At 59.6% G+C, this 14,054-nt stretch carries 9 protein-coding genes, 2 tRNA genes and 1 rRNA gene; 3 read left to right on the forward strand and 9 right to left on the reverse strand.

Going from position 1 to position 14,054, the window contains the following annotated elements; genetic code table 11:
* Positions 1 to 6 precede the first annotated feature (6 nt).
* Genes D7241_RS01200 through tssA form a run of 9 tightly spaced genes read right to left on the reverse strand, consistent with a single transcriptional unit; the run spans position 7 to position 11,208 of the window.
* Positions 7 to 1,509: a sigma-54 interaction domain-containing protein gene (locus D7241_RS01200; protein ID WP_408101170.1), complete on the reverse strand. Its 1,503-nt coding sequence runs from the start codon at positions 1,507 to 1,509 to the stop codon at positions 7 to 9.
* Between the two features lie 10 nt (positions 1,510 to 1,519).
* Positions 1,520 to 4,120: a type VI secretion system ATPase TssH gene (gene tssH, locus D7241_RS01205; protein ID WP_408099973.1), complete on the reverse strand. Its 2,601-nt coding sequence runs from the start codon at positions 4,118 to 4,120 to the stop codon at positions 1,520 to 1,522.
* A gap of 10 nt (positions 4,121 to 4,130) precedes the next feature.
* Positions 4,131 to 5,138 (reverse strand): type VI secretion system baseplate subunit TssG, encoded by a 1,008-nt coding sequence (gene tssG / locus D7241_RS01210; RefSeq protein ID WP_408099974.1) that lies wholly within the window; start codon positions 5,136 to 5,138, stop codon positions 4,131 to 4,133.
* Positions 5,102 to 6,892: a type VI secretion system baseplate subunit TssF gene (tssF, locus tag D7241_RS01215; protein WP_408099975.1), complete on the reverse strand. Its 1,791-nt coding sequence runs from the start codon at positions 6,890 to 6,892 to the stop codon at positions 5,102 to 5,104. Before tssF ends, tssG begins: the two co-directional genes overlap by 37 nt.
* Positions 6,893 to 6,919: 27 nt before the next feature.
* On the reverse strand, positions 6,920 to 7,180 hold the full coding sequence (locus D7241_RS01220; protein WP_408099976.1) for a hypothetical protein: 261 nt from the start codon (positions 7,178 to 7,180) through the stop codon (positions 6,920 to 6,922).
* A gap of 9 nt (positions 7,181 to 7,189) precedes the next feature.
* Complete coding sequence (gene tssE, locus D7241_RS01225) at positions 7,190 to 7,594, reverse strand: type VI secretion system baseplate subunit TssE (RefSeq protein WP_408099977.1); 405 nt, start codon at positions 7,592 to 7,594, stop codon at positions 7,190 to 7,192.
* Between the two features lie 6 nt (positions 7,595 to 7,600).
* The gene (tssC, locus tag D7241_RS01230) at positions 7,601 to 9,079 is read right to left on the reverse strand and encodes a type VI secretion system contractile sheath large subunit (protein WP_408099978.1); all 1,479 of its coding nucleotides are present in this window, start codon (positions 9,077 to 9,079) and stop codon (positions 7,601 to 7,603) included.
* A gap of 26 nt (positions 9,080 to 9,105) precedes the next feature.
* Positions 9,106 to 9,612 (reverse strand): type VI secretion system contractile sheath small subunit, encoded by a 507-nt coding sequence (gene tssB / locus D7241_RS01235; RefSeq protein ID WP_408099979.1) that lies wholly within the window; start codon positions 9,610 to 9,612, stop codon positions 9,106 to 9,108.
* 33 nt (positions 9,613 to 9,645) lie between these two features.
* Positions 9,646 to 11,208: a type VI secretion system protein TssA gene (tssA, locus tag D7241_RS01240; RefSeq protein ID WP_408099980.1), complete on the reverse strand. Its 1,563-nt coding sequence runs from the start codon at positions 11,206 to 11,208 to the stop codon at positions 9,646 to 9,648.
* An 895-nt stretch (positions 11,209 to 12,103) separates the two neighbouring features.
* On the opposite strand from tssA, the gene D7241_RS01245 reads away from it, so the two are divergent.
* From D7241_RS01245 to D7241_RS01255, 3 genes are all read left to right on the forward strand, one after another.
* Positions 12,104 to 13,640, forward strand: a 16S ribosomal RNA gene (locus tag D7241_RS01245).
* A gap of 91 nt (positions 13,641 to 13,731) precedes the next feature.
* Positions 13,732 to 13,808 (forward strand) — tRNA-Ile (locus D7241_RS01250).
* Positions 13,809 to 13,838: 30 nt separating this feature from the next.
* Positions 13,839 to 13,914: transfer RNA gene (locus D7241_RS01255), tRNA-Ala, on the forward strand.
* The last annotated feature ends 140 nt before the right edge of the window (positions 13,915 to 14,054 follow it).

A 14,054-nucleotide genomic window follows, 5' to 3' on the forward strand; every position in this document is an offset into this window, starting at 1 on the left:
CCGTCCTTAGATGTCTGCAGCGCTGATCCCGAGGCGCTCCATGCGATACAGCAGGGTGCGGCGTGGCAGCCCTAGCTCGCGCGCGGCTTGACTCTGGTTGCCACCATTCTTGCGTAGGCAGTCGATCAACAGATTGCGTTCGACCCGTTCGAGGCGTTCGCGCAGGTTCAGCGTGCTGTCCAGCTCGTCGGTCACGGTGCGCAGGCTGAAGTGTTCCGGTAGTAGTTCGCCGCTGTCGCACAAAAGTACGGCGCGCTCGACCAGCCCCTTGAGTTCGCGCACGTTGCCGGGAAACGCATAGTCGGCCAGTTGTTCGAGTGCCGCGTCCGACCAGCGCACGGTATCGCGCTGCAGAAAGCTGCAAGCCTTGTCGGCGAAGTGCCGGGCCAGGCGAAGGATGTCCTGGTCGCGGTCGCGCAGCGGCGGTAGCTCGATTGGGAAGATGGAAAGGCGGTAGTAGAGATCCTCACGAAAGCGGCCTTCTTCGACGCGCTTGTGCAAGTCCTGATGGGTTGCGGCGACGATTCTTACGTCGACTTTGTGCGTGCGCGTGCTGCCAAGCGGCCGGACTTCGCCTTCCTGCAGGACGCGCAGGAGCTTGGCTTGCAGGGTCAGCGGCATGTCGCCGATTTCGTCGAGGAATAGCGTGCCGCCATTGGCGGCATCGAACAGGCCTTCGTGATCGCGCTCGGCCCCGGTGAAGGCACCTTTGCGATAGCCGAACAGCTCGCTTTCGAGCAGATGCTCGGGCAGGGCCGCACAATTCTGCACGATGAAAGCTTGACTGCGGCGCGAGCCACACTCGTGAATAGCGCGGGCAACAAGCTCCTTACCGGTGCCGGTTTCACCCGTCAGCAGGACGCTGACCGGGTTGTGCAGAACCTTGCCAATCAGCCCGTAGACCGTGCGCATGCGCGGGCTGTCACCGATCAGCCCATACCCACTGGCGCAAGGGCGCGGCGGGGCGACTTCCGTCGGTGCGGGTTGCGCCGCGCCGCGCAGTCTATTGAGCAGATGTGCCTGGCCAAGGGCGAAACGCCCAAGGTTGGCCAAGGTTGTGGCTGCGGTGGCGAGGTCCTGCGTGGCAATACTGGCCGCTACCATCAGCCCGACCGCATGGCCTTCTGCATCCTCCAACGGCAGGCACAACAGGCTGCGCCAGGAGCGCGATGACTCGGGTAGAAAGCCGGTCTGATGCAGGCTGGCATCCAGCGGGACAATACTCAGTTGACGATTCTGGCTGAGGCAGTACTGCAGCAATTGTTCGTCGTGGTAGTCGCTGGGCAGGCTCGCGGTCTCGTGCCGCCGCGAGCCTTCGAACCATTCGGCCGACAGGGTCAGGCGTGTGTGGGTCGCATCCAGCAAGTAAAGCTGGATGAGCGGGCAGTTAGCCAGTTGTGCCGCTATTTTTACCACCCCGTCCAGCCACTTGCTGGCATCGGTCGTCCAGGCCAACTCGGCGAAGCGATCCAATAGCGCACTGGCAAGAGGCGAAGGCTCGGTGAGCATCGGCGGGGCATTAAGCGAACTCACAAACCACCGCCCCGTTACCGTCGAGAGTTGCATGCACGCGTTGCAAGGTCTCGCCACCCGCCATGGCGTCGAGCAGGCGGTCGACGACCTGCGGCTGCAGGTGTCGATCAATCAGATGGTCGATCAGACGTGCACCGCTGTCGCTGTGGGTGCAGCGCTCGGCCAGGCTCTCGACCAGCGCCTCGCAGTGACTGAACTGCAACTGGCGGCGGGCCAGGCGTTCGCCGAAGCGCGACAGTTTGAGCGCGACCAGTTCATTGAGCACTTCATCCTGAACCGGGTAGTAAGGCACCACGCGCATGCGAGCCAGCAGTGCGGGCTTGAAGTGCTGGGTAAGGGCTGGGCGAATGGCCAGCTCCAAGTCTTCGGTCGCCGGCCGCTGACCACCCTGGCAAAGGCTGGCGATACGGTCGCTGGCGAGGTTACTGGTCATCAGGATCAGGGTGTTGCGGAAGTTGATCTCACGCCCCTCGCCGTCGTTGGCTACGCCCTTGTCAAATATCTGGTAGAAGACGTTCATCACGTCCGGATCGGCTTTCTCGACCTCATCGAGCAACACAACCGAGTAGGGTTTTTGCCGGACGGCCTCGGTGAGCATGCCGCCTTCGCCGTAACCTACATAACCCGGTGGTGCGCCAATCAGGCGGGACACTGTGTGCTTCTCCTGGAACTCGGACATGTTGATGGTGGTGAGGAAGCGCTCGCCGCCATACAGCAGGTCGGCCAGCGCGAGTGCGGTTTCGGTCTTGCCGACCCCGCTGGGGCCGACCAGCAAGAAGACACCGACCGGGGCATCGGGCTTGTTGAGACCTGCAGCAGTGGCACGCATCGAGCGGTCCAGTGCCTGGATGGCCTGTTCCTGGCCCCGTACGCGCTGGCGCAGATCGGTCGCAAAGCTGAGTACTTTGCTGTTGTGCTCGCGCGCCAGTTGAGAAAGCGGCACGCCGGTCCAGTGGCTGATCACCTCGGCTACCAGGCGCGGGCAGACTTCGAAGCTCACCAGGCGCTCGGTGGCCTGCGTGCTGGTGAGCTCGACCTGTAGATTACGCAGCTCGGCTTCGAGCTGTTCGAGGTCGGAATGCGCTGCTTCGCCAGACACGGTTTTGGGGTTCAGTCGAGCGGCGGCGCATTGCTTGCGCAATTCCAGCATTCGCTCGGCGAGGCTGCGTTGAGCTGACCAGCGGGTCTCCAGCTGTTCGAGTTCCGCGCGGGCACTTGCCAGGCGGGTTTCCAGACGGTTCAGCGCATCGGTTTCGATCTGCAGGCCGGCGTCGAGATCGCGGCGCAGGGCCAACCCCTGCCGCTCGCCTTCGGCGATTTCGCCACGCAGGCGCTCCAGCGCTTCCGGCGCGGCCGCCAGGCTGATACGTACCCGGGCGCAGGCGGTGTCGAGCACGTCCACCGCTTTGTCCGGCAGCTGGCGCCCGGCGAGATAGCGGGCCGAGAGTTCGGCGGCGGCGACTACGGCGTCGTCGCGCAGGTAGATGCCGTGGCTCTTTTCGTAGACTGGCGCGAGGCCACGAAGGATGGTCACCGCTTCGTCGACGGTGGGCTCGTGCAGTTGGACCGGCTGGAAGCGCCGTGCGAGGGCCGGATCCTTCTCGAAGTATTTTTTGTACTCGCTCCAGGTGGTGGCGGCGATGGTGCGCAGTTCGCCCCGAGCCAGGGCCGGCTTGAGCAAGTTGGCTGCATCGCCGCTGCCAGCCTGACCACCGGCGCCGATCAGGGTATGGGCTTCGTCGATGAACAAGATGATTGGCTTGGGAGAGGCCTTGACCTCATCGATTACTCCCTGCAGGCGGCGCTCGAATTCGCCTTTGACGCTGGCGCCGGCCTGCAACAAGCCGAGGTCCAGGCACAGCAGCTCGACGCCCTTGAGAGCATCCGGCACCTCTCCGTGGGCAATGCGCAGGGCCAGACCTTCGACGATGGCAGTCTTGCCGACGCCAGCTTCGCCGACCACGATCGGGTTACTTTTGCGACGGCGCGCGAGGATGTCGATCATCTGGCGGATCGCGGCGTCGCGGCACAGCACTGGGTCGAGTTTGCCGTCGCGCGCCTGCTGGGTGAAGTTGTGGGTGAAGCGCGACAGGTTGGATTCGCCCGCCGACGCTGACTTGCCCGGAGCAGCCTGTGGTTGCTGGGCCAGAGCAAACTCGCGTAAGCATTCGGCATTCAAGCGCGCCAGCAGCGGCTGGTAATGGCTGCCGGCGTAGCGCATCGGGTTGCGTAGTAGCGCAAGGATCAGCGCGGCTTGGTCGATCTGGCTCTGGCCGAGTTCAAGGTTGCCCACCAGCAGGGCGTCTTGCAGCCACTGCACCAATTCTGCGGAAAACACCGGGTTGCGCGATTCACTGTGTTCGCCGCGCGGCTGCAGTGCCTGGGCTAGCGTGCCCGCTTCGATGTCGGCGTCCTGCAGAGCGCGCGCGAGCAAGCCTTCGGGGCGTTCCAGCAGGCCCAGCAGCACATCTTCGACCAGGATTTTGCTGCCGCCCCGCATCACGCAGCGTTCGGCTGCGGCTTCCAGATCGCGCTTGGTCTCGGCATCGAGGGCCTGAACCAGTTGTTGGAGGTCTACGTTGATCATTTCATCTTCCTTAATGAGTCTGGCTGCCCAAGGTGACCATGCCGTCGGCGCGTTCGCTGCCGAGCCAACTGGTCCAGCCGAGGCGGCAGGGGTTTTTAGCGCCGATGCGCAGGTCGTGGATTTCCTCGCGACGCAGTTCCAGCCGAATGTCGTAGTCGAGCGGGTCGCGCAAGGTGAAACGGACCAAGGCGCACAGCGGCTGGTAGCCGTTGCCAACGGGCAAGAATTCGTGGAAACGGTCCCAGCTCAGCTGACGGATGTGGATACGAAACTTGCCGCCGCGATCGCGGACCCGCTCGCCCAGCACCAAGCTCTCGCCGAGCTGGCTATTGGCAAGACCGAGGCGGTTCTGCTGCTCGGCGAGGATTTCGACCTGGCGCTCCAGGCACTGCTCGATGCGTAGGTCGGCGTGTTTGAAGTAATAGCGCAGCACGGATTCGATCAGGGCCGCCGAATGTGCGCGCAGGCTGAGCAGGCCAAGATAGGGCAGCAGGCGCTTCCAGTTCAGCTCCGATGCGGCGCGGATCTGTTCGCCGCCCAGCCCGATCAGCGCGAACAGTTGCTCAGACAGCGGATCGCTCGCGCCGCTGGAGAAGCGCGCGTGGTAGCGATATTTCTGCCAGATCGGCAGCATCAGGCGCTGCAGGCGGTTGTTGAACAAATCGAGGAATTCGAGCGTCGGGTTGCCCTCGGGGCTGTCGCCCAATGCCTGGTCGGCATAGAAAGCGGGCAACGGCGAGCCGGCGCCGAACAGGCTGATGGGGTTGATCCGCAAGCGCGCTCGCAACTCACCGCGCTCCTCGAAGAATTCCACGCGATCAATGTCGCTGCCGGGAAAGCCCAGGCTCGGGTTGGCCTGGAACTCCAAATGCTCGTAGAGGGACTCTTCGTCCAAATCGGGGTGTGCAGTCTTCAGGCGGTCCATCACCAACAGCACACCCTGAAACAGGCTGTACTCGCGAATGCCCCGGCTGATCCGGTTTACAGCAGGGGCTGTTGCCCCATACGCGGCGTCCATTGGTACACCTCTCCCTGTGTGCTCCTGACGCGCAGCTCGTGGTACGAGTTGAGGCTGGCGTACAGCGCGAAGAATTCATTGAGTATCGAGGCAAAGAGGAACAGGTCACCCTCGCCGAGATAACCTTCGAGGTCCATTTCCAGTTCGGTACGCACACCGCGTACCGGCAGCCCACGGTGCAGACGATCGACCTGTTGATGCCCGATCTGCTTGAGCCCGCCGAGCAGGCGCTCACTGACCTTTTTTGCGTGCTGGTCGTAATGGCGCGGCAAGTCGTAGGTCTCGAGGATCACCTTCAACGCCTCGACATTGGCCAGCGACAGGTAGTTGAGCGACATGTTGCTGATCAGCTTCCATAGGAAGTCTTGGTGCAACGGCGGCGCGTAGCTCGGCGTTACGGCGCTAATGTTGCGAAAGGTCAGGAACTCCGGCGTGTCTTCGCTGGGCAGGCAAATGTCGCCGAGCCCTAACTGCCGTGGCAGGTTTTGATTGGTGCAGGTCAGTTCGATCGAAAGCGTTTCGTGTTGGTCGAGGTTGCGCAGGCCGAAACTCAGATACGTCTCCAGGCCATCTCCGAGCACCGACGGTTGCTGGCGGACGCTGTAATGCGAGCGCGCGAGCGGGACGTCGAAACTGGGATCGTGTTCGAACGACTCGAACGGCACGTATTCTTCGTAGCCCATGCCGCCGGGTTTCCAGCCGGTGACGCGGTCGACCGAGAAAACGCCGCACTGGCTGCTGTCCAGTTCCGATGGCAGCAGCAGGTATTGGTCCTGCTTGCCATCGAGGCGGATCGGGCTAGCGTCGTGCTCGAACAGGTTTACCACTGGGGTGCAGTACAGGCGAACGTTGTCCAGCGTTGGGCGGATGCGCTGCACGCCGGCTTTGCGGATATCGAAACGCAGCTCAAAGCCGCGAGCCTGTTTGAGCACCTCTTCGGGGAATCGCTGCAGCGCATCCAAGCCCTGCAGGTCGACAAACAGGAATTTGTCCTGGAAGGCGAAGTATTCCTGCAGGTAGCGATAGCCTCGGAATGTATTGAGCGGGTATGGAATGAGCGCCTGGTCTTCGGTAAAACCCACCGGGTGCAGCTTCGAGGGCTCGAGCTTTAATGCAGGCAGAGCAATGTCGAACCCATCGGTGAAGGGTTTGCCGTTGGCATCTAACGCGACCAGATGAACGCCATCAAGGTGACGCAGCAGGCTCAGGTAGAGCATCTGGCTGATATAGCGCTCGCCGGCCAAGTGCAGGCGCAATTGCTTGAGGCTCAATTCCCCGAGGTTCCCGTCGGCCGTCATCTGCAGGCGCAGGCTGAGCAGTGCGCCGCCGCCCTTCACGGAGTAATCCAGCGCCTCGAGCGCCAAGGGGAACACCTCGGTTGCATAGGCGGTACGAAAACGGCACGTAACGCCATGGACCGGCTTCGATTCGACGGGCGTATTGCGTGGCACCATGAGCGCAGAGCCGGGCCGCTTGAGCGGATCGAACTGCAACATGCTGAACGCCGGTAGCGGGCGCATGTAGTTCGGCCATAGCAGATGCATCAGCGAATGGGTGAGCTCCGGCAGCTCATCATCGAGCTTCTGGCGCAAACGCCCGGTCAGAAAGGCGAATCCCTCGAGCAGCCGTTCGACATCCGGGTCACGCCCGGCCTGGCCCAGGAACGGCGCCAACGCCGGGCTACGCTCGGCAAAGCGCTTGCCTAGCTCGCGCAGAGCTGTAAGTTCGCTCTGGTAGTAGTGGTTAAACGACATGCTGTTTGCTCATCCCTGGGCTTGACGTCACGGGCACAAAGCCGTGTCGCGGATCGTCCATATGCTAATGGCGCTGCCTTTACGTTCAATCGGTGAGTGCGCTAGCTGCGCAAGGACGCGCTCCTTATCGAGCAGCATCGACTCGCCGTGCGCGGCAATGTCCAGACGGTAGCCGGACGGGAGGCTCTTCCCGATGCTTTCGCTGAACGAGATATGGGACAGCACTTCGACGGATTCGCCTGGCATCAGCCGTTGACCAGGAGCGAAAGGTGCTGATTTACCGGGCATTGACTCTCCTTAGTGCACTTTGACTTGTCCGCTGCCATCCAGGCTTGCGGAAAAACTCACTTGACGCTTGGTGCCGTCCAGTTCCAGCAGGCCTTCGATCGCGAAAGACAGGCTCAGCGGGTCGTGGTCGCGGGGTAGGGATATCACCCGCACCTGGCTCAAGCGGGGTTCGTACGCTTCTATAAAGCGTTCGATGGCGATACGCGCCTGTTGCAGCGAGTCATGCAGCGACAGGCGCATATCGTTCAAATCGGGCAGCCCGTAGTCGCGCAACGTTTGCACGCTGCCCGCCCGGGTGCTGAGCATTTTGGCCAGATGGGCAGCCACCGAAGCCATCGCCGCGACTTCGCGGCTCCAGCCGGCGCGCTTGTCAGCGTCCCCGCCGAGGCGTTCGAAAAGGCTGCCGTAGGCCATGGATGCTTATTCCTTGTCCAGCTTGCCAACCAGCGACAGGGTGAAATCGGCACCCATGTATTTGAAGTGCGGGCGCACGTTCAGGCTGACGCGGTACCAGCCCGGCTCGCCTTCCACATCGCTAACGACGACCTGCGCGGCTCGTAGCGGACGGCGGCTGCGAACTTCGGAGCTGGGGTTCTCCTGATCGGCCACGTACTGGCGAATCCACTTGTTCAGTTCCAGTTCCAGGTCGGTGCGTTCTTTCCATGCACCAATCTGCTCGCGCTGCAGCACTTTAAGGTAGTGCGCCAGGCGGTTGACGATGAACAGGTAGGGCAGCTGAGTGCCGAGCTTGTAGTTGAGCTCGGCGTTCTTGCCTTCCTCGCTGTTGCCGAAGAACTTCGGCTTTTGTGCGGAGTTAGCGGAAAAGAATGCGGCGTTGTCGCTGCCCTTGCGCATGGTCAAGGCGATGAAGCCTTCTTCGGCCAGTTCATATTCACGACGGTCGGAAACCAGCACTTCGGTCGGGATCTTGGTTTCGATCTCGCCCATGCTCTCGAAGTGGTGCAGCGGCAGGTCTTCCACCGCACCGCCGCTCTGCGGGCCGATGATGTTCGGGCACCAACGGAACTTGGCGAAGCTGTCGGTCAGGCGGCTGGCGAAGGTGTAGGCTGTATTGCCCCACAGATAATGCTCGTGGCTGTTAGCTACGTTTTCCTTGTAGACGAAGGATTTGACCGGGTTGTCTTCGGGGTCATAGGGATTACGCAGCAGGAAGCGCGGGACGGTCAGGCCCACGTAGCGGGCATCTTCCTGCTCTCGGAAGCTCTGCCACTTGGCGAACTGCGGGCCTTCGAAGTGATCCTTCAGATCTTTCAGGTCCGGCAAGCCGGTGAAGCTTTCCAGCCCGAAGAACTTCGGGCCAGCAGCGGCGATGAACGGCGCGTGAGACATGCTCGCGACCGAAGCCACGTACTGCATCGTCTTGACGTCCGGTGCGCTGGGGTCGAAGAAGTAGTTTGCGATCAGGGCGCCGACGGGCTGGCCGCCGAACTGGCCGTATTCGGCGGTGTAAATGTGCTTGTAGAGGCCGGACTGGACCACTTCCGGACTATCTTCGAAATCTTCCAGCAGGTCCTGCTTGGACGCGTTGAGAATCTCAAGCTTGATGTTCTCGCGGAAATTGGTGCGATCGACCAGCAGTTTGAGACCGCGCCAGGACGATTCCAGGGCCTGGAATTGCTGATGGTGAAGGATCTCGTCCATCTGCCGGCTGAGCTTGGCGTCGATTTCCGCGATCATGCGGTCGACCATGGCCTTCTTGACTGGCTCTTGTTCGTTCTGCGGCTTGAGCAGTTCTTCGATGAAAGCGGAGACGCCGCGCTTGGCGATGTCGTACGCCTCGTCGTCCGGGGTCAGTTTGGTTTCAGCGATGATGCGGTCGAGAATGCCGAGTTCGGCGAGGTTCTTGCCGCTTTCGACGGCTGCTGCACTAGTGTTCATTGTGTTGGCTTTCCTTGTCGGGAGATTCAGGCGTCCAGTTGTTCTTTCGCGGCGAGACCCAGCTCACCAAGTACGCGGTCGCGCGAGTCGTCGTCAGCGAGCACGCTTTCGATCGCCTTGCGGAAGGCCGGGGCGTTACCTAGCGGGCCTTTCAGGGCAACCAGTGCGTCGCGCAGTTCCATCAGCTTCTTCAGTTCTGGAACCTGCTGGACCAGATTGGCTGGGTTGAAATCCTTCATCGAGTTGATGTTCAGCTGCACGGCCAGCTCTTCGTCGGTGGGCTCGTCCTTCAGGCAATTCGGAACCGCGAAGGTAAGGTTCAATTCCTGCTTGGCCAGGACTTCGTCGAAGCTGTTCTTGTCGATGGCGATCGGCTTGCGGTCTTCGATCTTGCGATCATCGGCGCGCTGGGTGAAGTCGCCAAGCACCATCAACTTCAGTGGCAGCTCCAGCTCTTCCTGAGCGCCGCCGGTGGATGGCTTGAAGGTGACGTTGATACGTTCTTTAGGGGCTACCGAGCCTTCTTTGGCCATGGTTCTTCTCCTTTGCTTTACGGCCCCGGGGGCCTAATCGAGTACCACTTCGAGGTCGAGGTGGCACAGTCTGCGGTAAATCTCATCCTTGCTTTCGCGCACGGTGTGGTTCTGCGGCAGCAGCTCACAGCAGCTATGCAACAGGCGCAGCACTTCGAGGGCGAGATCGGGTTCCCAGTCGCCGAGGCCGGTTGCCTGCAGCGTCTGATCGAGAGATTCGAGCTGGGTCTTGGCCAGGTCGTATTTCTTGGCCTGGAAGCACAGACGGGCCAGAGTCAGCTGCCAGAAGAAGCGCTCGCGTCCGCCGCGGGCCTGGTTGAGACCCCGCTTGAGTTTCTGCACGGCGCTCTTGAGGCCGTCCTTGCGAAGCTGTGGCAATACATCTTGGAGCGCTTCTTCCCACGCTGGTGTGGCGTTGCCGTGGCTGGCCACAGGTTCGCTTGGTGCCTGTGCCGGTTGTACGTGTGGCATCACCCTGGCGCTGATCCAGGCGCGGGTTTCGGCGTCGGCGAAAGGCGAGCCGTCATGAAAGCGCAACTCGTCGAGGCCCGGCATGCGCTGCAGGAACAGCGCGAGCTGGATTTCCACTTCGCGTATGGCCTGCTCAGCGTCGAGCTCGTTCAGACATTCCCAGGCGAGGCGCTGGCCGTCGAGCCAGAAAGGCGCGCGCGCGATGCTGGCTTCCAAGTCTGCTAACAGGTCGGCATAAAGTCCCTGGGTGAAACGCTCGCGATAGCTGGCGAGCTTGTCTGCCGGAACGCCGCGCAGAGCTGTAATCTGTTCGGCGTTGCGTTCAGGCAGACTGTCGATCGGCAGCCACAGCAGGGTGCGCGCGAGGCGAAGCGGTTTGACGTCGGTGGCCTTCTGCTTCAGCCACCAGCTGCACAACGGGCGGGCCTGATCTTGCAGGCTGCGCAGACTCTTGTGCGCATCTTTCTCATGCTCGACCGGTGCAGTTGCATTAAAGACCTGAGCGGCGGCCTGCTTAACCTGAGCTATGGCTGCCCCGACGGGACCTTGCTGTGGATGGGCATTGCCTGCACGTTTGACCATGTCCTCGAGGCGACGGCAGAGAGGTAATAGAAGAGGAGCTTGCGTACCTATATGGCTGGCAAGACAACTTTCAAGACTGCGTAGATCAAGCGCAATCTGCTCAAACAAAGGAAGCTGCTCGCCCATCGGCACATGATCGGCCAGCACTTGTTCCAGCCTCGGAACGAGCCAACTGATTGCTGCTGAGCGAGTGCGGGACTTGTAAGGGTGGAGTTCCGCCCAGTGCTCTCGGCACAGATAGTTGAGCATGCTGACACCGGCTTGTAGCCCAGCAAACGAATCGCGCTGGTACAAGCTCCAGGTAAGCCAAGAGGCTATTCGCAGGTCCTTTGACTGCGTGGCTAGCAGGGTTTCGCTGCCTGCACGCATGACTTCCCAATCGACAGCGCCCGCGGCATGCACGGAAGCAGCTTTAGCTAGTTCTTGCTCGAGAACTTCATACTCGGGAGCATAGCGAGCGTCTTCACCTGCGAAGCAGGTTGCTGTGATGGGAGACTTGGCTAGCTCTAAATAGTGAGCAGCCAGCTTGGTAGAGAACGTCATTCCGTGACTCGATTCGTTCCTGCTTAGCAATGCTGCAGGTGCGCTTCATGCGCTGAAGTTTCCGCATGCAACCTGGGCACGCCTGATGAGCACGCATCCTAGGCGTGATGCACCGACATGACTGTGAAGTGGTTTACAACTATGGGTGTGGTGCGGCCCAGAAGCGGTCGCGCCTGCTCAAGATGAGTACTGGTTAACTTCTTTATAGCGTTTCGAGTTGAACCACATGGTCTATGTGTGATCTTGCTGCTCGGTTAAACACGGAAGATATCATTCGGGCTATGGTTTTAGCTCTCTGTTTATATGCGTAGCGTGTGTGCTTAAACAATTGAAAACAACCATTGACGCGTCGTTTTGAGTGCCTATAATGCGCACCTTCTCCGGCGCAGGTCTTTGGTTAAACCTCTTGTAAATCAAGTGGTTAGCTTTATTTAGGGCTTGCACGGATGGCAGATTCGAGTAGAATGCGCCGGGCTGACGGGGTGGTGGTTAAGGCCTGTTGGCAGCTTCGGTCGGGCTGATCGGAAGTGGTTGAAAGAGGTGGTTGACAGTGGTTTTAGACGCTGTATGATTCGCCTCCCGCTGACGAGAGACGCAGGTTGATCGGAGGCGCAAGCGGTTGAGAGGAAACGAAAAGTTCTTCAAAAACAGCTTGACGAGACACAAGGCTGCTGTAGAATGCGCGGCCTCGGTTGAGACGAAAGCCTTGATCGAAACGCTCTTTAACAACTGAATCAAGCAATTCGTGTGGGTGCTTGTGAGGTAAGACTGATGGTCGTCAAGATTATCAGCATCACAAATACTCAGCGAGAAATCATTGAGTGCTCTTCTTTTTGGGAAGGGATTTGCGATTGCTGAGCCAAGTTTAGGGTTTTCTCAAAACCCAAGCAGTATTGAACTGAAGAGTTTGATCATGGCTCAGATTGAACGCTGGCGGCAGGCCTAACACATGCAAGTCGAGCGGATGAGTGGAGCTTGCTCCATGATTCAGCGGCGGACGGGTGAGTAATGCCTAGGAATCTGCCTGGTAGTGGGGGACAACGTTTCGAAAGGAACGCTAATACCGCATACGTCCTACGGGAGAAAGCAGGGGACCTTCGGGCCTTGCGCTATCAGATGAGCCTAGGTCGGATTAGCTAGTTGGTGAGGTAATGGCTCACCAAGGCGACGATCCGTAACTGGTCTGAGAGGATGATCAGTCACACTGGAACTGAGACACGGTCCAGACTCCTACGGGAGGCAGCAGTGGGGAATATTGGACAATGGGCGAAAGCCTGATCCAGCCATGCCGCGTGTGTGAAGAAGGTCTTCGGATTGTAAAGCACTTTAAGTTGGGAGGAAGGGCAGTAAGTTAATACCTTGCTGTTTTGACGTTACCGACAGAATAAGCACCGGCTAACTTCGTGCCAGCAGCCGCGGTAATACGAAGGGTGCAAGCGTTAATCGGAATTACTGGGCGTAAAGCGCGCGTAGGTGGTTTGTTAAGTTGAATGTGAAAGCCCCGGGCTCAACCTGGGAACTGCATCCAAAACTGGCAAGCTAGAGTATGGCAGAGGGTGGTGGAATTTCCTGTGTAGCGGTGAAATGCGTAGATATAGGAAGGAACACCAGTGGCGAAGGCGACCACCTGGGCTACTACTGACACTGAGGTGCGAAAGCGTGGGGAGCAAACAGGATTAGATACCCTGGTAGTCCACGCCGTAAACGATGTCGACTAGCCGTTGGGATCCTTGAGATCTTAGTGGCGCAGCTAACGCATTAAGTCGACCGCCTGGGGAGTACGGCCGCAAGGTTAAAACTCAAATGAATTGACGGGGGCCCGCACAAGCGGTGGAGCATGTGGTTTAATTCGAAGCAACGCGAAGAACCTTACCAGGCCTTGACATGCAGAGAACTTTCCAGAGATGGATTGGTGCCTTCGGGAGCTCTGACACAGGTGCTGCATGGCTGTCGTCAGCTCGTGTCGTGAGATGTTGGGTTAAGTCCCGTAACGAGCGCAACCCTTGTCCTTAGTTACCAGCACGTCATGGTGGGCACTCTAAGGAGACTGCCGGTGACAAACCGGAGGAAGGTGGGGATGACGTCAAGTCATCATGGCCCTTACGGCCTGGGCTACACACGTGCTACAATGGTCGGTACAAAGGGTTGCCAAGCCGCGAGGTGGAGCTAATCCCATAAAACCGATCGTAGTCCGGATCGCAGTCTGCAACTCGACTGCGTGAAGTCGGAATCGCTAGTAATCGTGAATCAGAATGTCACGGTGAATACGTTCCCGGGCCTTGTACACACCGCCCGTCACACCATGGGAGTGGGTTGCTCCAGAAGTAGCTAGTCTAACCTTCGGGAGGACGGTTACCACGGAGTGATTCATGACTGGGGTGAAGTCGTAACAAGGTAGCCGTAGGGGAACCTGCGGCTGGATCACCTCCTTAATCGAAGACTTCAGCTTCTTCATAAGTACCCACACGAATTGCTTGATTCACTAGCGAAAAGCGATTGGGTTTCGACCCGAGAGAGACGATTGGGTCTGTAGCTCAGTTGGTTAGAGCGCACCCCTGATAAGGGTGAGGTCGGCAGTTCGAATCTGCCCAGACCCACCAATTGTCATGGGATGTGGCCGATCTGTAGATGGGGCCATAGCTCAGCTGGGAGAGCGCCTGCTTTGCACGCAGGAGGTCAGCGGTTCGATCCCGCTTGGCTCCACCATTAACTCGATAATCGCTGAAAGCACAGAAATGAATAGGTTCCGGTTGGAGCGTATTGATTTCTGGTCTTTGCGCCAGAACTGTTCTTTAAAAATTTGGGTATGTGATAGAAGTAGACTGAGCGATCACTTTCACTGGTGG

It is taken from the genome of Stutzerimonas sp. VN223-3, assembly GCF_045999685.1.
Lineage (GTDB): Bacteria > Pseudomonadota > Gammaproteobacteria > Pseudomonadales > Pseudomonadaceae > Stutzerimonas > Stutzerimonas stutzeri_AR.

What these genes read in the sequence shown, in the direction of transcription:
- D7241_RS01200 (WP_408101170.1), bottom strand. Translation starts at nt 1,509, where the DNA reads ATGCTCACCGAGCCTTCGCCTCTTGCCAGTGCGCTATTGGATCGCTTC.
- tssH (WP_408099973.1), bottom strand. Translation starts at nt 4,120, where the DNA reads ATGATCAACGTAGACCTCCAACAACTGGTTCAGGCCCTCGATGCCGAG.
- tssG (WP_408099974.1), bottom strand. Translation starts at nt 5,138, where the DNA reads ATGGACGCCGCGTATGGGGCAACAGCCCCTGCTGTAAACCGGATCAGC.
- tssF (WP_408099975.1), bottom strand. Translation starts at nt 6,892, where the DNA reads ATGTCGTTTAACCACTACTACCAGAGCGAACTTACAGCTCTGCGCGAG.
- D7241_RS01220 (WP_408099976.1), bottom strand. Translation starts at nt 7,180, where the DNA reads ATGCCCGGTAAATCAGCACCTTTCGCTCCTGGTCAACGGCTGATGCCA.
- tssE (WP_408099977.1), bottom strand. Translation starts at nt 7,594, where the DNA reads ATGGCCTACGGCAGCCTTTTCGAACGCCTCGGCGGGGACGCTGACAAG.
- tssC (WP_408099978.1), bottom strand. Translation starts at nt 9,079, where the DNA reads ATGAACACTAGTGCAGCAGCCGTCGAAAGCGGCAAGAACCTCGCCGAA.
- tssB (WP_408099979.1), bottom strand. Translation starts at nt 9,612, where the DNA reads ATGGCCAAAGAAGGCTCGGTAGCCCCTAAAGAACGTATCAACGTCACC.
- tssA (WP_408099980.1), bottom strand. Translation starts at nt 11,208, where the DNA reads ATGACGTTCTCTACCAAGCTGGCTGCTCACTATTTAGAGCTAGCCAAG.